Consider the following 22622-nt stretch of genomic DNA (forward strand, 5'->3'; position numbering starts at 1 on the left):
GTTGGGCGCAATCTGACGAGATTTGTCCTTCAGGCAACATTTTTTTACGAACGTGTGTCAGACAGTTTGATACTGTGGGAATTATTGAGATACGTCACCCCGGAGTAGCAATGGATACGCACCTGATGATCGGCCTTGGAGTCCTGCTGGGCGCGGCCGCCGCTGCCGCGGCGACCCGCGACCTGCTGCGTGCGATGAAGGCGAAGGCGCGGATGAAGCCGGTGCCGGTGCGGGTGCGCGCGGCGCAGCACGCATCGCGCCGCCCCGGTCGCTGATCCGGCCGTATCGCCCGGGTCGGAGAAGGCCGCGCAACGCGGCCGGGCGGGCCGGCGTTCAGCCGAGCTCGACGACCTTGTCCCACGTGAACGCGGTATTTTCCCGTTCGCCGGTGCGCCGGCGGATGTAGCCGCGCGGGTTGCACACCACGCGTGTGCCGCCGTCCGCAACGTAGTCGAATGACGTATGCGTGTGGCCGTGGAGCCACAGATCCACCGGCGGACGCACGAGTTCCGCCATATCCGTGACGAACCCGGCCGACGCGAGATCTTCCGCATAGCGCTCCGCCAGCGAGCGCCGGTGCGGCGCATGATGGGTGACGACGATCGTCCGGCCCGCGAACGGCGCCGCGAGTTGCGCTGCCAGCCACGCGCGGCTTTGCCGATGCAGCGCGATCGCGTCGGCCGGCGAGAAATCCCGTTCCGGCGCGTCCGATGCTGCATGCAGCACCGCGTCGTGCGGCCAGGTCACCTGGATCAATCCCTTGAAATCGAGCATCACCCGCAGCCCGGCGTCGATTGCGCTCGCGATGCTGGCGTCGTCGGCGCCGAACAATGAAAAATCGGCCCAGAGCGTCGTGCCGAGCACGCGGAAGCGCTGTTCGGGATCGACGTAGACGCCGTTGTTCAGGTAATGCACGTTGTCGAGCGTATGCGCCGCGTCGCGCATCGCCGTCTCCAGCGCGCCGAATTCCCCGTCGTAATACTCGTGGTTGCCCGGCACGTAGATCACCGGTACGTCCGGATCGAACGTCTCGGCGGCCCAGCGCAGGCCTTCCGCATGGTTGTGGATGTCGCCGGCCAGCACGACGAGATCCGCGTCGGCATGCGGGATCGTGTCGGGGTGATTGCATTCGAGATGCAGGTCGGACAGTACGCGGACTTTCACGGGCTTCGCTCCGGAGTAGGCGGCTTCAGCGCAGGACCTTGCCGGGATTCATCAGGCCGCGCGGGTCGAGCGCGGTCTTCAGCGTGCGCATCAGCGCCGTCTCGACCGGCGACTTGTAGCGCTGCGCGTCGTCGATCTTCAGTTGGCCGATGCCGTGCTCCGCGCTGATCGTGCCGTGGTGGCGGTGCACGTTGTCGTAGACGATCCGGTTGATCGGCGCCTGGAACGCGGCAAGGAACGCCTTCGGGTCGCCGCCTTCGGGCATCTGCACGTTGTAGTGGAGGTTGCCGTCGCCGAGGTGGCCGAACGTGACCATCCGCGCGCCCGGCGCGGCCTGCTGGATCGCCGCGTCGGTCTCGTCGATGAAGCGCGCGACCGACGAGATCGGCACTGCGATGTCGTGCTTGATGTTAAGCCCCTCGTCGGCCTGCGCGAGCGGGATGTGTTCGCGCAGGTCCCAGAACGCGCGCGACTGCGCGAGATTTTCCGCGACCACCGCGTCGACCACGAGCCCGGCCTCGAACGCTTCTTCCATCAGTGTCTCGAACAGCGCGCGCGCATGCGCTTCGCTTTCATTGTCGGACAGTTCGAGCAGCACCGTCTGCGAATGCGTCTGCGCGAACGGGTAGCGCAGTTGCGGGTAGTGCTTGCCGACGAGCTGCATGCAGAAATCCGACATCAGCTCGAAGCCGGTCAGCAGCGGCCCGGCCGCGCGCTGGGCGAGCGCGAGGAAATCCAGCGCCGCGTGCGGCGATTCGAGCGCGGCGAGCGCCGTGACCTGCGCGGCCGGCAGCGGATGCAGCTTCATCACGGCAGCCGTGATGATCCCGAGCGTGCCTTCCGCGCCGATGAACAGGTCGCGCAGGTCGTAGCCGGTGTTGTCCTTGCGCAGCCCGCGCAGGCCATCCCAGATTTCACCCTGCGGCGTCACGACCTCGAGCCCGAGGCACAGCTCGCGCGCGTTGCCGTAGCGCAGCACCGCGGTGCCGCCCGCATTGGTCGACAGGTTGCCGCCGATCGTGCAGCTGCCTTCCGCCGCGAGGCTCAGCGCGAACAGCCGGCCGCCTTCGCGGGCGCGCGCCTGCACGTCGGCGAGAATCACGCCGGCTTCGACGGTGATCGTGTTGTTGTGCGGATCGAGCGCGCGCACGCGGTTCAGGCGCGCGACGCTCAGGACGGCCTGGCTGCCGCTCGCGTCGGGCGTTGCGCCCCCGGCGAGGCCCGTGTTGCCACCTTGCGGCACGAGCGCGATGCCGTGCACGTTGGCCAGCTTGACGAGCGCGGCGACTTCGGCCGAGTTCGCAGGCTTCAGCACCGCGCACGCGGCACCCTTGTAGCGGCGGCGCCAGTCGGTCAGGAACGGTTCGGTATCGTGCGGGTCGGTCAGCACATGGTCGGCGCCGATCGCGTCGCGGCACGCGGAAACGAAAGCTTCGGAGGACATCATCACCTTGTCGCGTAAGGGTCAGGACGCGGCGCGCGGTTTTTTCGCCGTGCGCTTGAACGGCGCGACATACGCCAGCGCCGCCACGAAGAAGCCGACGGCGAGCGCGGTCTCGCACCAGCCGAGCGTCGCGGAGAGCCCGCGATCGGACATGCCGCGCACGATGCCTTCGGCGAAATAGACGAGAATCAGCATGCTCGCCCACTGCATCGTATAGATGTTACGCCGCCAGACGCCGGGCAGCGCGAGCGCGAGCGGCACGGCCTTGAGCATCAGCGCGGAGCCGCCCGGGCGCAGCGGCGCGAGCCACAGCTCCCACGCGATCGACAGCGCGATCAGCGCGACGAGGCACGCGGCGGCGGCCAGCGCGTAGCGCGGCCGGGCCGCGACGGCGGGGCGGGCGGGGGCGTTCATGCGGCCTCGGCGGCGGCGAGGGCGGCCGCTGCGCGCGCGAGCCGCTCGCCGAGCGCGGCCGCGAGCGCCTTTTCGTCCGCCGACAGCCCGCCGGGCGCGGCGCGATCGTGATGCGCGACGTGCGACGCGCCGTACGGCGTGCCGCCGGTGCGCGTCGTGCTGAGTGCAGATTCGGTATACGGGATCCCGACGATCATCATCCCGTGATGCAGCAGCGGCAGCATCATCGACAGCAACGTCGATTCCTGGCCGCCGTGCAGGCTGCCCGTCGACGTGAACACGCTCGCCGGCTTGCCGGTCAGCGCGCCCGACAGCCATTGCGGCGTTGTGCCGTCGAGGAAATACTTGAGCGATGCGGCCATGTTGCCGAAGCGGGTCGGCGAGCCGAGCGCGAGGCCCGCGCATTCCTCGAGGTCGCGCAGTTCCGCATAGGGCGGGCCGTCGGCGGGGATATCGGGGGCGGTGGCTTCGCAGACGGTCGAGACGGACGGCACGGTGCGGATACGCGCCTGCATGCCCGGCACGCTGTCGATGCCGTTCGCGATCGCGAGCGCGAGATCGCGCGTGGCGCCGTGACGGCTGTAATAGAGGACGAGGATGTCTTTCATGGGCTACGGAGCCGCGTGCGGCCGCGCGCGTGCCCGGTGCAGTCGGCCCCTGCTGGATCGAGCGGCTATTATAGGGGCTGAAGCCGTCGCGCAACGCGGCGGCGGCGCGCCGTCGGGCGCGCGGCATCAAGAAGGAGAAGCCGTTTGCCGAAGTTGAGCGTCGATCTCGACACCATCAAGCGCCTCGCGCAGTTCGCGGCCCGGCGCAGCGCCGAGGATCGCATCCCGCAAGTGGCGGGCAGCCTGACGTTCACGACGATGCTGGCGCTCGTGCCGCTCGTGACGGTCGCGTTCGCGCTGTTCACCGCGTTCCCGATGTTCGCGTCGTTCCAGATCTCGCTGCAGGGGTTCCTCGCGGATCACCTGATGCCCGCGCAGTTCAACATCCAGATCTTCAAGTACCTGAACCAGTTCGCGTCGAAGGCCAAGGGGCTGACGACGGCCGGCCTGATCGTGCTCGTCGTCACGTCGGTGATGACGATGATGACGATCGAATCGGCCTTCAACCTGATCTGGCGGGTGCGCAAGCCGCGGCCGTTCGCGCAGCGCGTGCTCGCGTACTGGGCGCTGATCACGCTCGGTCCGCTGCTGTTCGGCGTGAGCCTGTCGATCTCGTCGTACCTGTTCACGCAGTCGCTCGCGTTCACCGGCGCGGGGCCGTCGACGTCGATCGTCGAGTGGCTGCTCGCGCTCGCGTCGCTGCCGCTGACGGTGCTCGCGTTCACGCTGCTGTACGTCTATCTGCCGAACTGCACGGTCGCATGGCGCGACGCGGTGATCGGCGGGCTGTTCGCGGCCGTCGCGTTCGAACTCGCGAAGCGCGGCTTCGGCTACTACGTGCGGCGCATTCCGACCTATACGGCCGTCTACGGCGCGTTCGCGGCGTTGCCCGTGTTCCTGTTGTGGGTATACCTGAGCTGGTTCATCGCGCTGCTCGGCGCGATGGTGGCCTCCGCGCTGCCGGCGATCCGCGTCGGCCAGTTCCACCGCATCCATTATCCGGGCAGCGACCTGCTCGACGTACTCGAACTGCTCGCGCGGCTCGCCGAAGCGCGCGCGGCCGGCAAGCACGGCTACACGGCGATGCGGCTCGCTGCCCTGCTGCGATGCGACATGGAAACCGCGCAGCGGTTGCTGACGACGCTGGAGGAACGGGAATGGATTGCGCGGCTGGACGGTGGCGGCGACGCCATGCCGCGCTACATCCTGCTCGCGAACCCGGAGCAGTTGACGCTCGCGCAACTGTTCGACGTGCTGGTGATCGACCGCACGGAACTGACCTACCAGCTGCAGCGGCGCCGCAGCCATGTCGACGGCGCTGCGCTGCTGGCGGTGCTGTCGAGCGACCGGTTCGACGTGTCGCTCGCGTCGCTGGTCGCCGCGCACCGGCTCGCGGGCGCGCAGCCGGCGGGCACCCCCGGGCAGGCGCCGGACGGCGTGCCCGACCCGCACGCGCGGCCGCCGCGGCCCGCGTGAATGCGGTGCCCGGCGGCTCTACAGCGGGATCTTGCCGGTGCAGATGTCCTTGAACATCACCCAGTCGCCCATCAGGCTGTAGATCGGGTGCCGGAACGTGGCCGGGCGGTTCTTCTCGAAGAAGAAGTGTCCGACCCACGCGAACGCGTAGCCGCAGACGACAGCCGCCGGCAGCCACAGCCAGTGGCCCGTCGCGATCGCCATTGCGACGCAGCCGATCACGCCGAGCGAGCCGATGAAGTGCAGCCGCCGCGACGTCAGGTTCTGGTGTTCGTTCAGGTAATACGGGTAAAAATCAGCGAAGCTGGCGAATTGCTCCGAATGTGTGTGCGCCATGGCCGTCTCCTCGGGCGGCTGTCGATGGAGTCATTGTGCGGCGGGCGGCCGGTGTCCGCAAGCGGGGGCGGCCCGTCGCGCCGGGCCGAGCTTTCTTTTTGACAGGCTTTCCGATAGGATCGAAAGAGGTTTTGCATTCAAGCATGAGGGGACTACGATGCGCGTCAGCGATATTCTGAAAGTGAAGGGCAACACGCTGTTTACGGTGACGCCCGATATGCCGCTGCGCGAAGCGGTCGATACGATGGCCGAGCACGATATCGGTTCGCTTGTCGTGATGGAGTACGGCGATCTCGTCGGGATGCTGACGTTCCGCGAGATCATCCTGCGCCTGCACGTCAACGGCGGTGCGATCGGCGACGTGCAGGTGCGCAAGGTGATGGACGAGCCGCTCACGTGCACGCCGGAAACGGACGTCAACGAAGTGCGCCGGATGATGCTCGAGCGCCACGCGCGCTACATGCCCGTGCTCGACAAGAAGGTGCTGATGGGCGTCATTTCGTTCTACGACGTCGCGAAGACGGTCGTCGAGGCGCAGAGCTTCGAGAACCGGATGCTGAAGGCGTACATCCGCGACTGGCCGGAATCGGAAGCCGAAGCGCACAAGCCGTGAACCACGCCGCGCCCGGCGCCTTGATGCGTGGGCGCAGCCATCCGTCACGCGGCGGCGCAGGTTTGTCCTGCGCCGCCGTTTTTTCAACGACAACACAACAACAAGGCCCGCGCAGCTTCGCCAAGACGATGCGCGCGTATTCCGCATGAGCGATCAAACGCAAGCCACTTCCGGGCGGCACGGCGAACGGGACGCCCACGCGTCGCAGTTCGACCTGCTGCGCGAGCGCCGTTTCGCGCCGTTCTTCACGACCCAGTTCCTCGGCGCGCTGAACGACAACGTCTTCAAGATCGGCTTCACGTCGCTCGTCACCTATCACACCGCGCGATTCGCCGGCGTCGATGCGAAGACGGCTGCGTTCCTGATTTCCGCGATCTTCATCCTGCCGTTCGTGCTGTTCTCGGCGACGTCCGGCCAGATCGCGGACAAATACGACAAGGCGACCCTCACGCGCTTCGTGAAGACCTTCGAGATCGCGCTGATGCTGGTCGGCGCGGCCGGCTTCGTCACGCACAGCGCGCCCCTGCTGTATCTGTGCACGTTCATGATGGGGATGCACTCGACGCTGTTCGGGCCCGTCAAGTATTCGTACCTGCCGCAGCATCTCGGCGAGCATGAGCTGGTCGGCGGCAACGGCCTCGTCGAAATGGGCACGTTCATCGCGATCCTGATCGGCACGATCATCGGTGGCGCGGCCGCGGGCATCGAAGGCAGCGGCGAGCGCGTGCTTGCCGTGAGCGTCGTCGTCATCGCGCTTGCGGGGCGGCTCGTCGCGCAGCGCGTGCCGTCCACGCCGGCGCCGCAGCCCGATCTCGTGATCAACTGGAATCCGGTCAGCGAAACCTGGCGCAACCTCGGGCTCGCGCGGCAGAACCGCACCGTGTTCCTGAGCCTGCTCGGCATCTCGTGGCTGTGGTTCGTCGGCGCGACGTTCCTCACGTCGTTCTTCAATTTCGCGAAGGACGTGCTGTCCGCGAGCCCCGACGTCGTCACGATCCTGCTCGGGACGTTCTCGGTCGGCATCGGCCTCGGCTCGCTGCTGTGCGAACGGCTGTCGCAGCGGCGCGTCGAGATCGGCCTCGTGCCGCTCGGCTCGATCGGCATCAGCGTGTTCGCGATCGAGCTGTATTTCGCGAGCCACGCGCTGCCGTCGCCCGGCCACCTGCTGTCGGTCGGTGAATTCCTGGCCAGCGCGCGCCACTGGCGCATCCTTGCGGACCTGTTCCTGCTCGCGATGTTCGGCGGTTTCTACAGCGTGCCGCTGTACGCGCTGATCCAGAGCCGCAGCGCGCCGACGCACCGCGCGCGGATCATCGCCGCGAACAATATCCTGAACGCGCTGTTCATGATCCTGTCGGCCGTGATGGCGATGGGGCTGACCAAGGCCGGCGTCGACATCCCGGGCCTGTTCCTCGTCACCGCGCTGCTGAACGTCGTCGTCGCGGCATATATCTACCTGCTCGTGCCCGAGTTCCTGCTGCGCTTCGTCGCGTGGGTGCTGGTGCACACCTTCTACCGGATTCGCCTCGTGCACGCGGAGCGGATCCCGGCGGAGGGAGGAGCCGTGCTCGTGTGCAACCACGTCAGCTACGTCGATGCGCTCGTGCTGGCCGCCGCGAGCCCGCGCCCGATCCGTTTCGTGATGGATCACCGGATCTTCAAGACGCGCTTCGCGAGCTGGGTGTTCCGGCATGCGAAGGCGATCCCGATCGCGCCGCGCCACGAGGATCCCGCGATGCTCGCGCGCGCGTACGACCTGTGCGAGGCCGCGCTGAAGGACGGCGAACTCGTGTGCATCTTCCCCGAGGGCAAGCTGACGAAGACGGGCGATATCAACACGTTCCACCACGGCATCACCGAGATCCTGGGCCGTACGCCGGCGCCCGTGATTCCGATGGCGCTGCGCGGGCTTTGGGGCAGCTATTTTTCACGGCATTCCGATGCGCGGATGCCGCGGCCCATCAAGCGCGGCGTGATGAGCCGGCTGACGCTGGCGGTCGGCGAGCCGGTCTCGGCGTCGGTCGCGACGCCCGAGTCGCTGCAGGCCGCGGTGACCGAGCTGCGCGGCGCGCGGAAGTAGGCGGGCGCCCGCCGGCATCGCGCGGGCAGGCATCCGGCCGCAACCCGGCCGGGACGGGCTCCCGGCCGCACCACCCGGGGCGCGCGTGCACGCACCGGGCGCCCGGTCGGCGTTTCATGCGGCCCGCGCGTCCGGGACGGCTGGCATAATAGCGGCTTACCTCTTTTTCTCGACCGGCAAACGATCGACCTGCCTGCGGCCCGGGCAGCGCATCGGTTTGCTCATTTCTCTTTGGGCGGTTCCATCATGTCCGGCAATACCCTCGGCACGCTTTTCACTGTCACGACCTTTGGCGAATCGCACGGTCCCGCGATCGGCTGCGTGATCGACGGCTGCCCGCCGGGGATGGGGCTGACCGAAGCGGACATCCAGATCGAGCTCGATCGCCGCAAGCCCGGCACGTCGCGGCACGTGACGCAACGGCAGGAGGCCGACGAGGTCGAGATCCTGTCGGGCGTGTTCGAAGGCCTGACGACCGGCACGCCGATCGCGCTGCTGATCCGCAACACCGACCAGCGCAGCAAGGACTACGGCAACATCGTCGAGACGTTCCGACCCGGCCACGCCGATTACACCTACTGGCAGAAATACGGCATCCGCGACTACCGCGGCGGCGGCCGCTCGTCCGCGCGCCTGACCGCGCCGATCGTCGGCGCGGGTGCGGTCGCGAAGAAGTGGCTGCGCGAGCGCTTCGGTGTCGAGGTGCGCGGCTACATGAGCGGCCTCGGCGAGATCGACGTGCCGTTCGTCGACTGGTCGCACGTGCACGAGAATCCGTTCTTCTCGCCGAACGCGGCGGTCGTTCCGGAGCTCGAAGCCTACATGGATGCGCTGCGCAAGGAGGGCGATTCGATCGGCGCGCGCATCGACGTCGTCGCGTCGGGCGTGCCGGTCGGATGGGGCGAGCCCGTGTTCGACCGCCTCGATGCGGACATCGCGAAGGCGATGATGAGCATCAACGCGGTGAAGGGTGTCGAGATCGGCGCGGGCTTCGACAGCGTCGCGCAGCGCGGCTCGGTGCATGGCGACGAGCTGACGCCGGGCGGTTTCGTCGGCAACCATGCGGGTGGCGTGCTGGGCGGGATTTCGACGGGGCAGGACATCACCGTGTCGATCGCGATCAAGCCGACGTCGAGCATCCGCACGCCGCGTCGTTCGATCACGAAGGCCGGCGAACAGGCGACGGTGGAAACGTTCGGCCGCCACGATCCCTGCGTCGGCATTCGTGCGACGCCGATCGCCGAGTCGATGCTCGCGCTGGTGCTGATCGACCATGCGCTGCGCCATCGCGCGCAGTGCGGCGACGTCGAGACGCCGACGCCGAAGATTGCCGGCAGCGCGACCTGACGCAAGCGGGCGGGGCGCAGCGCGTCTCGCTCGGCAAGTCGTGCGGAGCATGCAAAACGGGGCGCTGCTTGATGCAGCGCCCCGTTTCGTTTGCGGCGGCCAAAAAACGCGCCGCTCGTGGCGGCGCGTTCCGGCAGGTTACATATTCGGGTAATTCGGCCCGCCGCCGCCTTCCGGCGTAACCCACACGATGTTCTGCGTCGGGTCCTTGATGTCGCAGGTCTTGCAGTGCACGCAGTTCTGCGCGTTGATCACCAGCCGATCGCTGCCGTCGTCGTTCTTCACGAACTCGTACACCGCCGCCGGGCAGAACCGCGCCTCCGGCCCCGCGTACGTGCGCAGGTTCACGTTCACCGGCACGCTCGCATCCTTCAGCGTCAGGTGCGCCGGCTGGTTTTCCTCGTGGTTCGTGTTCGAGACGAACACCGACGACAGCCGGTCGAACGTCAGCTTGCCGTCCGGCTTCGGGTACGCGATCGGCTCGCACTGCGATGCCGGCTTCAGCATTTCGTGGTCCGCATGCTGGTGATGCAGCGTCCACGGCACGTTGCCGCCCATCACCTTCTGCTCGAGCCCGACCATCAGCGTGCCGAGGTACAGCCCCTTGGCCATCCACTGCTTGAAGTTGCGCGCGCGGTACAGCTCCGTGTACAGCCACGACTGCTTGAAGGCGTCCGGATACGCGTGGAGCTCGTCCGACTGGCGGCCGGCCTGCACCGCGTCGAACGCGGCGTCGGCGGCCAGCATGCCGGTCTTGATCGCCGCGTGGCTGCCCTTGATCCGCGACGCGTTCAGGAAGCCCGCGTCGTCGCCGATCAGCGCGCCGCCCGGGAACACCGTCTTCGGCAGCGACAGCAGCCCGCCCGCGGTGATCGCGCGCGCGCCGTACGACACGCGCTTGCCGCCTTCCAGGAACGCGCGGATCGACGGGTGCGTCTTGTAGCGCTGGAACTCCTCGAACGGCGACAGGTACGGGTTCGTGTAGCCCAGGCCCACCACGAAGCCGACCACGACCTGGTTGTTGTCCATGTGATACAGGAACGAGCCGCCGTACGTGTCGGACTTCAGCGGCCAGCCGGCCGTGTGGATCACGAGGCCCGGCTTGTGCTTGGCGGGATCGATTTCCCACAGTTCCTTGATGCCGATCCCGTACGCCTGCGGATCCGCGTTCGCGTCGAGCTTGAACTTCGAGATCAGCTGGCGGCCCAGATGACCGCGGCAGCCTTCGGCGAACAGCGTGTACTTCGCGTGCAACTCCATGCCGAGCTGGAAGTTCTCGGTCGGCTCGCCGTCCTTGCCCACGCCCATGTTGCCGGTCGCGACGCCCTTCACGGAACCATCGTCGTGGTACAGGATCTCGGCGGCCGGGAAGCCCGGGAAGATCTCGACGCCCAGCGCCTCGGCCTGCGTGCCGAGCCAGCGCGTGACGTTGCCCAGCGAAATCACGTAGTTGCCGTGGTTCTTGAAGTTCTCGGGCAGCGCCCAGTTCGGCGTCGTTACCGCGCTCTTCTCGGACAGGAACAGGAAGCGGTCTTCGCTCACCTCGACGGTGAGCGGCGCGCCCTGTTCCTTCCAGTCGGGGAACAGCTCGGTGATCGCGCGCGGGTCCATCACCGCACCCGACAGGATGTGCGCGCCGATCTCGGAACCCTTCTCGAGCACGCACACGCCGATCTCGGCGCCTTTCTCGGCGGCCAGCTGCTTGAGCCGGATCGCCGCCGACAGCCCGGCGGGGCCGCCGCCGACGATCACGACGTCGTATTCCATCGATTCGCGCGGGCCGTATTGCTCGATGAGGCTTGCGGGGGTCATTGGCGTTCCTCTAACCGTTAGAATGCTTTTATTCGGGAGCGTATTGTCTGCGAAACGAAACGCTTGCCGCAACAGCATGCGTCTAGATTAGCACGACCGTTCTATTTTTTGTGCTAGGGTAATGCTGCTCGGCCGTGCTGCCCGAGCTGGCGAAATGACATCGAAAGGGGATGTGCAAATGGGTCGATCGATCAATCTGGAAGGCAAGGTTGCGCTGGTCACGGGCGCGTCGAGCGGCCTCGGCCAGCGCTTTGCGCAGGTGCTGTCGCAGGCCGGCGCGAAGGTCGTGCTCGCAAGCCGCCGCGTCGAGCGCCTGAAGGAATTGCGTGCGGAGATCGAGGCGGCGGGCGGTGCCGCGCACGTCGTGTCGCTCGACGTCACCGACGTCCAGAGTATCAAGGCGGCGGTCGCGCATGCCGAGACGGAAGCCGGCACGATCGACATCCTCGTGAACAATTCGGGCGTTTCGACGATGCAGAAGCTCGTCGACGTGACGCCCGCCGATTTCGAGTTCGTATTCGATACCAATACGCGCGGCGCATTTTTCGTTGCGCAGGAAGTCGCGAAACGGATGATGATGCGCGCCAACGGCAACGGCAAGCCGCCGTACCGGATCATCAACATCGCGTCGGTGGCCGGGCTGCGCGCGTTCCCGCAGATCGGGCTGTACGCGATGAGCAAGTCCGCGGTCGTGCAGATGACGCGCGCGATGGCGCTCGAATGGGGGCGCCACGGGATCAACGTCAACGCGATCTGTCCGGGCTATATCGATACCGAAATCAATCATTACCTGTGGGAAACCGAGCAGGGCCAGAAGCTGCAGTCGATGCTGCCGCGCCGGCGCGTCGGCAAGCCGCAGGATCTCGACGGGCTGTTGTTGCTGCTCGCGGCCGACGAGTCGCAGTTCATCAATGGCTCGATTATCTCCGCCGACGACGGCTTCGGCGTCGCCTGAGCGGATGACATTCAGCAACAAAGAAGACTGCAATGAGCGATTATTCCCCCGTTTTTGAGATGTCGATGCCGATCCGCTGGGGCGACATGGACGCGTTCGGCCATGTGAACAACACGGTCTATTTCCGCTACATGGAGCAGGCGCGGATCTCGTGGTTCGAGGAGCTCGGCATTGCCGGCGGCAACGGCGAGGGGCAGGGGCCCGTCATCGTCACGGCGTCGATGGAGTTCCTCAAGCAACTGCACTATCCGGGCGACGTGATCGCGAAGATGTCGGCTGCGAAGCCCGGCCGAAGCAGCTTCGACACCGGTTTCGAGCTCACGCGCGCGGACGATCCGCAGCATGTCTATGCGCGCGGCAACGCGCGTTGCGTATGGGTCGACTACGCGCTGGGCAAGTCGGCACCGCTGCCGCCGTTACTGCGCGACACGATCGAGCGCGCGCTCGCGACGAAGGTCGGCTGAGCGTCGCTACGGCGAGGCCGGCGCCGGGTCGCCTGTGGCTCGCCATGCCCGTTGTTTCCCGAATCGGCCGCCACATGCGGCCGATCGTCATCCGGGAGCCGCCATTCACTGCCCGAGCAGGCGCTGCAGCAGCTCCGGCGTATTGTTCGTCCCGTATTTGCGCATCAGCCGCGCGCGGTAGATGTCGACCGTGCGCGAACTGATGTCGAGCACGCGCCCGATCTGCTTGCTGGTCTTGCCGGTCGCGAGCTGCGCGGCGATCTCGCGCTCTCGCGGGGTCAGCTGGACGGCGACCCGACGCGTCGCGCTCAAATCCTCGAAAGTCCAGACGCCGGCCGAGAGCGGCGCGGTGCGGTCGAGCGCGCGGCCCGTCACGTGGCACCAGAACAGCTCGCCGTCCGCCCGTTTCATGATTCTGTCATCCGAGTAAATGCCGTTCGCGGCCATCACGCGGGAGATGCGCTCGCCGATTCGCTGGAATTCATCCGTCGACGGGTAGAGCACTTCGTACGATTGCCCGATCAGGTCGGCCCGCACGCAACGGAAGATCGACGCGAGCGCGTCGTTGCAGTCCTCGATTACGCGATCGCGCGACATGACGAGGCCGAGCGGCGCGAGGTGGAAGGCAGTCTGGTAATCGAGAGCGGGCATGGCGCAGGCAAGCGGAGGCAAACGCTTATGTATTTTTGCGTATTGTGCCGCATCCGCGCCGCATCGTACCCTTTCGGGCATCTCGCGGTGGTTTGCCGCGACATAAAAACAGCGCGCCTCGACGCAGGCATCGCCGTGCATGCATAGAATGATGCGGCGGGCTTGCGAGCCACGTGGGCGCGTGAACCGGTTTCGCTGGTTTCCATAAAGGAAGGGACAACAGATGAACAAAGTCTATCCAAGCGCGGCTGCCGCGCTGGAAGGGATCGTCCGTGACGGACAGACCTTCGCGGTGGGCGGCTTCGGCCTGTGCGGGATTCCCGAGGCGCTGATCGCGGCGTTGCGCGATTCGGCCGTCAAGGGCATCACCTGCATCAGCAACAATGCGGGCGTCGACGGTTTCGGCCTCGGCCTGCTGCTGGAAACGCGCCAGATCAAGAAGATGATCTCGTCGTACGTCGGCGAGAACAAGGAGTTCGAGCGCCAGTACCTGGCAGGCGAACTCGAGCTCGAATTCACGCCGCAAGGCACGCTCGCCGAAAAGTTGCGTGCGGGCGGCGCGGGCATCCCCGCGTTCTTCACGAACACGGGCTACGGCACCGTGATCGCGGAAGGCAAGGAAACACGCCAGTTCGGCGATCGCCACTACGTGCTCGAGCCGTCGCTGACGGCCGACGTCGCGCTCGTGAAGGCCTGGAAGGCTGACAAGTCCGGCAACCTGATCTATCGCCGCACCGCGCGCAACTTCAACCCGATGTGCGCGATGGCCGGCAAGATCACCGTGGTGGAGGTCGAGGAGATCGTCGAGAACGGCACATTCGATCCGGACCAGGTCCATACGCCGGGGATTTTCGTGCAGCGCATCGTGCTGAACGCGACGCCTGAAAAACGCATCGAACAACGCGTCATCCGCGCGAAAGGAGACTGACATGGCCTGGAATCGTGACCAGATGGCCGCGCGCGCGGCGAAGGAACTGCAGGACGGCTTCTACGTGAACCTCGGCATCGGCTTGCCGACGCTCGTCGCGAACCACGTGCCGGAAGGCGTCGAGGTGTGGCTGCAGTCGGAGAACGGCCTGCTCGGCATCGGCCCGTCGCCGACCGAAGACGAAGTCGACGCCGATCTCATCAACGCCGGCAAGCAGACCGTCACGACGCTGCCGGGCTCGTCGATCTTCTCGTCGGCCGATTCGTTCGCGATGATCCGCGGCGGCCATATCAACCTCGCGATCCTCGGCGCGATGCAGGTCAGCAAGCAGGGCGACCTCGCGAACTGGATGATCCCCGGCAAGATGATCAAGGGGATGGGCGGTGCGATGGATCTCGTCGCCGGCGTGAAGCGCGTCGTCGTGCTGATGGAGCATGTCGCGAAGGGCGATCAGCACAAGATCCTCGAAGAGTGCAACTTGCCGTTGACGGGTGTCGGCGTGGTCGATCTGATCATCACCGATCTCGGCGTGATCGAAGTGACGCCGGCCGGCCTGAAGGTCCTCGAGCTCGCCGACGGCGTGAGCGCCGACGAGATCCAGGCGAAGACGGGCGCGCCGCTCGACGTCAGCGCGGTCGCATAAAGTTCGCCGCGCGCAAGCGCGGTTTCGACGCCCCGCATGCCGGACGACGGCATGCGGGGCGTTTGTCATCGTGCGCGGCCGGGCCGCCTATTCGGGGTGCCCGACGAGCCGACCCGCGCGACGGAAGCGGTTTACAATCGCTTGCATCGGGCGTCGCAAGGGTTGCCCCGCGCGGCGCCCCCCGTTCGACAGGATGCCAACGATGCCAACGACCCCAGCGAATCCCCAGGTTCCTCGCCAGCGGCGCGTGCAGTGCGCGAGCGCTGCCGGCCTTCACCACATCGCCTATACCGAGTGGGGCGATCCCGCCAACCCGCGCGTGCTCGTCTGCGTGCATGGCCTGACCCGTTCCGGGCGCGATTTCGACCGGCTCGCCGCCGCGCTGTCCGATACGTATCGCGTCGTTTGCCCCGATGTCGTCGGGCGCGGCCGGTCGGACCGGCTTGCCGATCCGCGGCTCTATGCGATTCCGCAATACGTGGCCGACATGGTGACGCTGATCGCACGGCTCGACGTCGAATCGGTCGATTGGTTCGGCACGTCGATGGGCGGGCTGATCGGCATGGCGCTCGCCGGGCTGCCCGGCTCGCCGCTGCGCCGGATGATCGTCAACGACGTCGGCCCGCGCATCGAGCCCGATTCGCTGACGCGCATCGGCGAATATCTCGGCGTGCAGCCGCGTTTTGCGACCGAGCAGGAGGCCATCGACTATCTGACGTCGCTGTCGCTGCCGTTCGGCGCGCTGACCGGCGACGAGTGGCGCGAGATCAACGGGCCGCTGCTGCGCCAGCTGCCCGAGGGCGACTGGACGATGCGCTACGATCCGCGCATCGCCGAACCGTTCAAGGCGACGACGCCCGAACTGGCCGCGCTCGGCGAGGCCGCGCTGTGGCGCGCGATCGAGACGACGGATGCGTCGCTGCTCGTCGTGCGCGGCGAGACGTCCGACCTGCTGTCGCGCGAGACGGTAGCCGAAATGATGCATCGCGGCCGGCATGTGACGCAGGCCGAGATTCCGGGTGCGGGCCACGCGCCGGCGTTCATCAGCGCCGACCAGATTGCGCTCGCGCGGCGGTTTTTCGTCGAAGGCGCCGCATAAACGCGTCATAATATGCGGTTCGGCGGCACGCGGGCCGTGTCGTCGTCCGATTCTTCACCACTCACGACCGGAACATTCCATGGCAGTCATTCGTCACCACGTCGGGGCCCGTCTCTCCGAAACCGCGATCCACAACGGTACCGTGTATCTGGCCGGCCAGATCGCCGAAGACACCACGCAGGACATCAAGGGCCAGACGCGCGAAGTGTTCGGCCACATCGATCGCCTGCTCGCCGAAGCGAACAGCGACAAGGCGCATCTGCTGTCGGTGCAGATCTACATCTCGGATCTGGCGAACTTCGACGGCATGAATGCGGAGTGGGACGCGTGGGTCGCGCAGGGCAACACGCCGCCGCGCGCCACCGTCGAGGTGAAGCTCGCGGATCCCGCGCTGCTCGTCGAGATCGTGGTCGTCGCCGCGCAGCGGAGCTGAGCGGAGCGTCACCCGACGATGACCGCATTTCGCCAGGCCGTGCGATGACCGAGTCCGTTTCCGCTTCCCCCGTCGCGTCGCCGTCGTTCGACGACGTGCTCGCATTCGTGCGCGAGCGGGCCGGCGACGCGCGCCTGTCGTCGGGCGAACTGCTCGCCGATCACTCGGCGGGTACGGCGTCGATCATGCGCACGCTGAACGTCGATCCGTCCGCGATGCAGGCCGCCGCGCTGTTCGTATTGACGCCGCACCTGAGCAACCCCGAGCGCGAGCTTGCCGAGCGTTTCGGCGACGAAGTGGCGCGGCTCGTGTCCGACGTGCGCAAGCTGTTGCGGCTCGGCACCGTCAGCCTGCGCGCCGCGCAGAACGCGGTGCTCGACGCCGGGCGCGACGCGGCGGAAGAGCGGCGCACGCAGATCGAGGCGCTGCGCAAGATGCTGCTCGCGTTCGCGCAGGACATCCGCGTGGTGCTGATCCGGCTCGCGTCGCGGTTGCAGTCGCTGCGCTACTACGCAGCCGCGAAGATCGACCCGCCGCCCGACGTCGCGCGCGAGACGCTCGAGATCTATGCGCCGCTCGCGAACCGTCTCGGTATCTGGCAACTGAAGTGGGAGCTCGAGGATCTCGCGTTCCGCTTCGAGGATCCCGTTACCTACAAGCGGATCGCGAAGCTGCTCGACGAGAAGCGCATCGAACGCGAGGCGTACGTCACGCAGGCGATCGAGCGGTTGCAGTCCGAGCTGGCGGACGCGAACATCCAGGCCGACGTGAGCGGCCGACCGAAGCATATCTACAGCATCTGGCGCAAGATGCGCGGCAAGGAGCTCGATTTCGCCGAGCTGTACGACGTGCGCGCGTTTCGCGTGATCGTGCCCGACATCAAGGATTGCTACGCGGTGCTCGGCATCGTGCATCACCTGTGGCAGCCGGTGCCGAAGGAGTTCGACGACTACATCTCGCGGCCGAAGCCGAACGGCTACAAGTCGCTGCATACGGTCGTGATCGGCGACGACGGCCGGGCGTTCGAGGTGCAGATACGCACGCAGGAGATGCACCGCTTCGCCGAGTACGGCGTTGCCGCCCACTGGCGCTACAAGGAGGCCGGCGCGCGCGGCTATGGCGGCCAGTTCTCGGCGAGCGACAAGTACGACGAGAAGATCGCGTGGCTGCGCCAGTTGCTTGCGTGGAAGGACGACGTCGAGGACGGCACCGAGGTATCGGGCAACCAGGCGTGGGCGCAATTGCGCGAGACGTCGCTCGACGACGACCACATCTACGTGCTGACGCCGCAGGCGCGCGTGATCGCGTTGCCGCAGGGCGCGACGCCGGTCGATTTCGCGTACCACCTGCACAGCGAGCTCGGCCATCGCTGCCGCGGCGCGCGTGTCGACGGTGTGATGGTGCCGCTGAACACGCCGCTCGCGAACGGCCAGACGGTCGAAATCGTCGCGGTGAAGGACGGCGGGCCGTCGCGCGACTGGCTGAACGTGCAGCTCGGTTACCTGAAGAGCCCGCGCGCGCGTCAGAAGGTGCGTGCGTGGTTCAACTCGATCGAGCAGGAAGAAAACATCTCGCATGGCCGGGCGCTCGTCGAAAAGACGCTGCAACGCGAGGGCAAGACGTCGGTCAACCTGGATAACCTCGCCGCGAAGCTCGGCTTCAAGTCGCCCGAGGAGTTGTTCTCGGTCGTCGGCAAGGAAGAGTTCAGCCTGCGCAACGTCGAGCACGCGCTGTCCGATGCGCCGCCGCCCGAGCTCGCGCCTGAGGCGCCTGCCGATTTCGAGAAGCGCAGCAGCGGCGCGAGCGTTGCGCACGGCGCGTCGACCGGCGTGCTGGTGGTGGGCGTCGATGCGCTGCTGACCCAGCTCGCGCGCTGCTGCCGTCCGGCGCCGCCCGATCCGATCAGCGGTTTCGTCACGCGCGGCAAGGGGATGTCGATCCACCGCAGCGACTGCCCGACGTTTCGCCGGATGGTCGAGCGCGCGCCGGAGCGCGTGCTGCAGACGACCTGGTCGGCCGATGTGCTGGGCGGGCGCGGTGCGTCCGTGTATCCGGTCGACCTGATGATCGAAGCCAGCGACCGGCAAGGGTTGCTGCGCGACATCTCCGAAGTGTTCGCGCGCGAAAAGATAAACGTGGTGGGCGTGAAGACGCAGAGCCGCCGCAATGCGGCATTCATGCAGTTCACGGTCGAGGTGTCGAACTCGGCGCAGGTGCAGCGCGCCTGCACGCTGCTCGGCGAGGTGCAGGGCGTCGTGCGGGCGGGGCGGAAGGCATGATGGGGTTGGAACGCCGTTATTTTGCTGCGACCGCATAAAAACGCTTGCCAAACGGATGGCCGCTCCATATAATTTCAGCTTCTCTAGGCTCGTAGCTCAGCTGGTTAGAGCACCACCTTGACATGGTGGGGGTCGTTGGTTCGAGTCCAATCGAGCCTACCAACGAATTGAGAATGCCTGGTCTCCGGGTATTCGATGCAGTAAATAACTCAACGCAAACAAGGCGAATACGGTTATGACACCGCGAACGTTGACCGAAACCTTTTCGGGCCGACGCTAGTCGAGGAACGTTTTCGCCCTTTCAGTTTGAGTGAAGTATCGAATGCGGCCCCTCGAAAGCGGGGCCGCATTTTTTTTGTCACGAAATTTTCACGCGTGACTTTTATATCGCGTGCTTGGTCTGCCGCCCACTGTCGGCATCACGGAGATTGCTATGGTTTCGATACGCTTGCCTGACGGCTCAGTTCGACAATACGAGCATCCGGTGACAGTTGCCGAGGTTGCAGCCTCGATCGGTCCCGGCCTTGCGAAGGCTGCGCTTGGTGGCAAGCTCGATGGCGAGCTCGTCGATACGTCCGCGGTGATCGACCGCGACGCGTCGCTCGCAATCGTCACGGACAAGGACGCCGACGGCCTCGACATCATCCGCCACTCGACGGCGCACTTGCTCGCGTACGCGGTGAAGGATCTGTATCCGGATGCGCAGGTGACGATCGGCCCCGTGATCGACAACGGCTTCTACTACGACTTCGCGTACCAGCGTCCGTTTACGCCGGAAGATCTCGAGAAGATCGAAAAGCGCATGCAGGAGCTCGCCAAGAAGGACGAGCCCGTGACGCGCCGCGTCGTGTCCCGCGACGAGGCGGCGGGCTACTTCCGCAGCCTCGGCGAGAAGTACAAGGCCGAGATCATCGAATCGATTCCGCAAAGCGACGACATCAAGCTGTATTCGCACGGCGGCTTTACCGATCTGTGCCGCGGCCCGCACGTGCCGTCGACGGGCAAGCTGAAGGTCTTCAAGCTGATGAAGGTCGCGGGCGCATACTGGCGCGGCGATTCGAAGAACGAGCAGCTGCAGCGCATCTACGGCACGGCCTGGACGAAGAAGGAAGACCAGGACCAGTACCTGCACATGCTCGAGGAAGCGGAAAAGCGCGACCACCGCAAGCTCGGCAAGCAGCTCGACCTGTTCCATATGCAGGAAGAGTCGCCGGGCATGGTGTTCTGGCATCCGAAGGGCTGGGCACTGTGGCAGCAGGTCGAGCAGTACATGCGCCGCCGCGTGAACGACGCCGGCTACCTCGAGATCAAGACGCCGATGATCATGGACCGCTCGCTGTGGGAAGCGTCGGGCCACTGGCAGAACTACCGCGAGAACATGTTCACGACGGAGTCGGAGAAGCGTGACTACGCGATCAAGCCGATGAACTGCCCGGGGCACGTCCAGGTGTTCAAGCACGGCCTGCGCTCGTACCGCGACCTGCCGCTGCGTTACGCGGAATTCGGTTCGTGCCATCGCAACGAGGCGTCGGGCGCGCTGCACGGCCTGATGCGCGTGCGCGGCTTCGTGCAGGACGATGCGCACATCTTCTGTACGGAAGACCAGATCATTGCCGAGTCGATCGCGTTCAACAGGCTCGCGATGAGCGTGTACCAGGATTTCGGCTTCGACCACATCGACATCAAGCTGTCGCTGCGTCCGGAGCAGCGCATGGGTTCCGACGAAACGTGGGACCGTGCCGAGCAAGGGTTGCGTGAAGCGCTGACGGCGTGCGGCCTCCAGTGGGAAGAGCTGCCGGGTGAGGGTGCGTTCTACGGCCCGAAGGTCGAGTACCACATCAAGGATGCGCTCGGCCGTTCGTGGCAGTGCGGTACGCTGCAGCTCGACATGATGCTGCCGGAGCGCCTTGGCGCCGAGTATGTCGCGGAAGACAACAGCCGCCGCCGGCCGGTGATGCTGCACCGTGCGATCGTCGGTTCGATGGAGCGATTCCTCGGCATTTTGATCGAGCACCACGCTGGTGCGATGCCGGCCTGGCTCGCGCCGATCCAGGCAGTTGTGCTCAATATTGCCGAAAGCCAGGCCGAATATGCGCAGTCTGTGGCCCAAACGTTGCAAAAACAAGGGGTTAGAGTGACGGCCGATTTGCGCAACGAGAAGATTAGCTATAAAATACGCGAGCACACGCTGGAAAAGGTGCCTTATCTCCTCGTCGTGGGCGATAAGGAGCGTGATGCGCAAACGGTAGCCGTGCGTGCCCGTGGCGGCGTCGATCTAGGCGTAATGCCGGTCGAAGCCTTCGTTGAGCGTCTGCAGGAAGACCTGCGCTCGTTCAAGTAGCCACCCTGGCAGCGCGGCTCGTTTTTTTAATTTTTAGAGGAAACGTAACATCGCTACTGATAAGTCGTCGCATCGCATCAACGGTGAAATCTCTGCGCCGGAAGTGCGTCTGGTCGGAATCGAGAACGAACCGCTCGGTATCGTAAAACTCGCTGATGCTTTCCGTAAATCGGAAGAGCTGGATGTTGACCTGGTGGAAATCGCGCCGCAAGCGGTGCCGCCGGTTTGCCGTCTGATGGATTACGGCAAGTTCAAGTACCAGGAATCCAAGAAGCAGCACGAAGCGAAGCTGAAGCAGAAGGTCATCCAGGTCAAGGAAGTCAAATTCCGTCCGGGTACCGATGATGGCGATTACAACGTCAAGCTTCGCAATCTGACGCGCTTCCTGGAAGAAGGCGACAAGACGAAGATCACGTTGCGTTTCCGCGGTCGCGAAATGGCTCACCAGGAAATCGGCATGCGGATGCTTGAGCGTCTGCGCACCGATCTCGAGGAAGTCGGCCAGGTCGAGCAGATGCCGAAGATGGAAGGGCGCCAGATGATCATGGTGCTCTCGCCGAAGAAAAAGAAGTAACGGGTCCGCGCGCTTCGCGCGCGGGTTCGGAAGTGGTTCGGCGCGTTGCCCGGTCAGGGCGGCGCGCCAACAATGACGGCGGCTGCGCAAGCGGTTCGCCGTACACAAGTGGACTGGGTTTCGAAGGGCGGGTTCAGGGCGCAAGCCAACCGCACACCCATCGCCATCTAATAAACTGGAGTTGTCGTCATGCCGAAGATGAAGACCAAGAAGAGTGCTGCAAAGCGCTTCGTGGTGCGTCCGGGCGGTACCGTCAAGCGCGGTCAGGCCTTCAAGCGCCACATCCTGACCAAGAAAACCACGAAGAACAAGCGTCACCTGCGCGGCGCAACGGCAGTTCATGATTCCGATCTGAACTCCGTCCGCGCAATGCTGCCGTTCGCGTAACCCCTCAACAGATACTCACAGGAGAGAAACATGCCTCGAGTCAAACGTGGGGTAACCGCACGGGCCCGCCACAAGAAGATCATCAACCTGGCCAAGGGTTATCGCGGCCGCCGCAATAACGTCTACCGCATCGCCAAGCAGGCGGTGATGCGTGCTGGTCAGTACGCGTACCGCGATCGCCGCAACAAGAAGCGTGTGTTCCGCGCACTGTGGATCACGCGTATCAACGCGGCAGTTCGCCAGCACGACATGACCTACAGCGTGTTCATCAACGGCCTGAAGAAGGCGTCGATCGAACTCGACCGTAAGGTCCTGGCCGACATGGCGGTGTTCGACAAGGCTGCTTTTGCTGCGATCGTCAAGCAGGTGAAAGCCGCCGTTGCAGCCTAATTGCGAAATTAGCACTGCGTGGTTAGTTGCAGCGAGGTTCCGGTAGTCTCGGCCGCTGCAGCGAAAACGGGGCTCTTCCGAGCCCCTTTTTTATCGGCCCTCGCCGGGCCGCCCCAAGAGGGCCGACCGCCCCCTCGGGGGGCAGCGACCGTGTCGATCCGGAGTTAGCGCCTTTGGCGCTTAC

Annotated in this window: 23 protein-coding genes and 1 tRNA gene; 17 read left to right on the forward strand and 7 right to left on the reverse strand. The window is 65.7% G+C overall.

What is annotated here, in order from left to right:
• The first annotated feature begins 110 nt into the window (after positions 1-110).
• Positions 111-275: a hypothetical protein gene (locus tag CUJ89_RS38215; RefSeq protein ID WP_201752284.1), complete on the forward strand. Its 165-nt coding sequence runs from the start codon at positions 111-113 to the stop codon at positions 273-275.
• A 58-nt stretch (positions 276-333) separates the two neighbouring features.
• Here the strand turns inward: CUJ89_RS38215 and CUJ89_RS07575 are convergent, their stop codons facing one another.
• From CUJ89_RS07575 to wrbA, 4 genes are read right to left on the reverse strand one after another with little or no spacing between them, the layout of a single operon-like run.
• Positions 334-1164, reverse strand: coding sequence for a metallophosphoesterase (locus tag CUJ89_RS07575; protein WP_114176797.1), 831 nt, complete (start codon positions 1162-1164; stop codon positions 334-336).
• 25 nt (positions 1165-1189) lie between these two features.
• Complete coding sequence (locus CUJ89_RS07580; RefSeq protein WP_114176798.1) at positions 1190-2611, reverse strand: FAD-binding oxidoreductase; 1422 nt, start codon at positions 2609-2611, stop codon at positions 1190-1192.
• Between the two features lie 18 nt (positions 2612-2629).
• Complete coding sequence (locus CUJ89_RS07585) at positions 2630-3022, reverse strand: DUF2069 domain-containing protein (RefSeq protein WP_114176799.1); 393 nt, start codon at positions 3020-3022, stop codon at positions 2630-2632.
• Entirely contained in the window at positions 3019-3630 is a 612-nt protein-coding gene (wrbA, locus tag CUJ89_RS07590) for an NAD(P)H:quinone oxidoreductase (RefSeq protein ID WP_114176800.1), read from the reverse strand. The genes CUJ89_RS07585 and wrbA overlap by 4 nt, the downstream gene beginning before the upstream one ends.
• Before the next feature lie 144 nt (positions 3631-3774).
• On the opposite strand from wrbA, the gene CUJ89_RS07595 reads away from it, so the two are divergent.
• Complete coding sequence (locus tag CUJ89_RS07595) at positions 3775-5106, forward strand: YihY family inner membrane protein (protein ID WP_114176801.1); 1332 nt, start codon at positions 3775-3777, stop codon at positions 5104-5106.
• An 18-nt stretch (positions 5107-5124) separates the two neighbouring features.
• Here CUJ89_RS07595 and CUJ89_RS07600 read toward each other — a convergent pair whose 3' ends face one another.
• The gene (locus CUJ89_RS07600) at positions 5125-5442 is read right to left on the reverse strand and encodes an Mpo1-like protein (protein WP_114176802.1); all 318 of its coding nucleotides are present in this window, start codon (positions 5440-5442) and stop codon (positions 5125-5127) included.
• Between the two features lie 157 nt (positions 5443-5599).
• On the opposite strand from CUJ89_RS07600, the gene CUJ89_RS07605 reads away from it, so the two are divergent.
• The 3 genes from CUJ89_RS07605 (at position 5600) to aroC (ending at position 9482) form a co-directional block, all read left to right on the forward strand.
• Positions 5600-6055, forward strand: coding sequence for a CBS domain-containing protein (locus tag CUJ89_RS07605; protein ID WP_027784244.1), 456 nt, complete (start codon positions 5600-5602; stop codon positions 6053-6055).
• A gap of 145 nt (positions 6056-6200) precedes the next feature.
• Positions 6201-8135, forward strand: a complete 1935-nt coding sequence (locus CUJ89_RS07610; RefSeq protein ID WP_114176803.1) for an MFS transporter — start codon at positions 6201-6203, stop codon at positions 8133-8135.
• 246 nt (positions 8136-8381) lie between these two features.
• On the forward strand, positions 8382-9482 hold the full coding sequence (gene aroC / locus CUJ89_RS07615; protein WP_114176804.1) for a chorismate synthase: 1101 nt from the start codon (positions 8382-8384) through the stop codon (positions 9480-9482).
• Between the two features lie 138 nt (positions 9483-9620).
• Here the strand turns inward: aroC and CUJ89_RS07620 are convergent, their stop codons facing one another.
• Entirely contained in the window at positions 9621-11294 is a 1674-nt protein-coding gene (locus CUJ89_RS07620; protein WP_114176805.1) for an electron transfer flavoprotein-ubiquinone oxidoreductase, read from the reverse strand.
• Positions 11295-11472: 178 nt separating this feature from the next.
• Here CUJ89_RS07620 and CUJ89_RS07625 point away from each other — a divergent pair, with 178 nt between their 5' ends.
• Both CUJ89_RS07625 and CUJ89_RS07630 read left to right on the forward strand, forming a co-directional pair.
• On the forward strand, positions 11473-12249 hold the full coding sequence (locus CUJ89_RS07625; protein ID WP_114176806.1) for an SDR family oxidoreductase: 777 nt from the start codon (positions 11473-11475) through the stop codon (positions 12247-12249).
• 32 nt (positions 12250-12281) lie between these two features.
• On the forward strand, positions 12282-12713 hold the full coding sequence (locus CUJ89_RS07630) for an acyl-CoA thioesterase (RefSeq protein ID WP_114176807.1): 432 nt from the start codon (positions 12282-12284) through the stop codon (positions 12711-12713).
• Positions 12714-12818: 105 nt separating this feature from the next.
• Here the strand turns inward: CUJ89_RS07630 and CUJ89_RS07635 are convergent, their stop codons facing one another.
• A complete protein-coding gene (locus CUJ89_RS07635) occupies positions 12819-13364 on the reverse strand; it encodes a LuxR C-terminal-related transcriptional regulator (protein WP_114176808.1) in 546 nt (181 codons plus the stop codon).
• Positions 13365-13587: 223 nt separating this feature from the next.
• Here CUJ89_RS07635 and CUJ89_RS07640 point away from each other — a divergent pair, with 223 nt between their 5' ends.
• The 10 genes from CUJ89_RS07640 to rplT all read left to right on the forward strand — a co-directional run bounded on the left by CUJ89_RS07640 (position 13588) and on the right by rplT (position 22438).
• Positions 13588-14292 (forward strand): CoA transferase subunit A, encoded by a 705-nt coding sequence (locus tag CUJ89_RS07640; protein ID WP_114176809.1) that lies wholly within the window; start codon positions 13588-13590, stop codon positions 14290-14292.
• Position 14293: 1 nt separating this feature from the next.
• Complete coding sequence (locus tag CUJ89_RS07645; RefSeq protein ID WP_065500190.1) at positions 14294-14935, forward strand: CoA transferase subunit B; 642 nt, start codon at positions 14294-14296, stop codon at positions 14933-14935.
• 202 nt (positions 14936-15137) lie between these two features.
• Positions 15138-16034 (forward strand): alpha/beta fold hydrolase, encoded by an 897-nt coding sequence (locus tag CUJ89_RS07650; RefSeq protein ID WP_114176810.1) that lies wholly within the window; start codon positions 15138-15140, stop codon positions 16032-16034.
• A gap of 79 nt (positions 16035-16113) precedes the next feature.
• Positions 16114-16467, forward strand: coding sequence for a RidA family protein (locus tag CUJ89_RS07655; protein ID WP_114176811.1), 354 nt, complete (start codon positions 16114-16116; stop codon positions 16465-16467).
• Positions 16468-16511: 44 nt separating this feature from the next.
• Positions 16512-18746, forward strand: a complete 2235-nt coding sequence (locus tag CUJ89_RS07660) for a RelA/SpoT family protein (RefSeq protein WP_114176812.1) — start codon at positions 16512-16514, stop codon at positions 18744-18746.
• An 85-nt stretch (positions 18747-18831) separates the two neighbouring features.
• A tRNA-Val gene (locus CUJ89_RS07665) sits at positions 18832-18908 on the forward strand.
• Positions 18909-19179: 271 nt separating this feature from the next.
• Positions 19180-21087 (forward strand): threonine--tRNA ligase, encoded by a 1908-nt coding sequence (gene thrS, locus CUJ89_RS07675; RefSeq protein WP_114176813.1) that lies wholly within the window; start codon positions 19180-19182, stop codon positions 21085-21087.
• Positions 21088-21136: 49 nt separating this feature from the next.
• Positions 21137-21661, forward strand: a complete 525-nt coding sequence (infC, locus tag CUJ89_RS07680) for a translation initiation factor IF-3 (protein WP_114176814.1) — start codon at positions 21137-21139, stop codon at positions 21659-21661.
• A 189-nt stretch (positions 21662-21850) separates the two neighbouring features.
• Positions 21851-22048, forward strand: a complete 198-nt coding sequence (gene rpmI, locus CUJ89_RS07685; protein WP_004191477.1) for a 50S ribosomal protein L35 — start codon at positions 21851-21853, stop codon at positions 22046-22048.
• 30 nt (positions 22049-22078) lie between these two features.
• Positions 22079-22438, forward strand: coding sequence for a 50S ribosomal protein L20 (gene rplT / locus CUJ89_RS07690; protein ID WP_004192938.1), 360 nt, complete (start codon positions 22079-22081; stop codon positions 22436-22438).
• Positions 22439-22622: the final 184 nt, after the last annotated feature.

Origin of the sequence: Burkholderia pyrrocinia (assembly GCF_003330765.1) — a bacterium.
GTDB lineage: Bacteria > Pseudomonadota > Gammaproteobacteria > Burkholderiales > Burkholderiaceae > Burkholderia > Burkholderia pyrrocinia_B.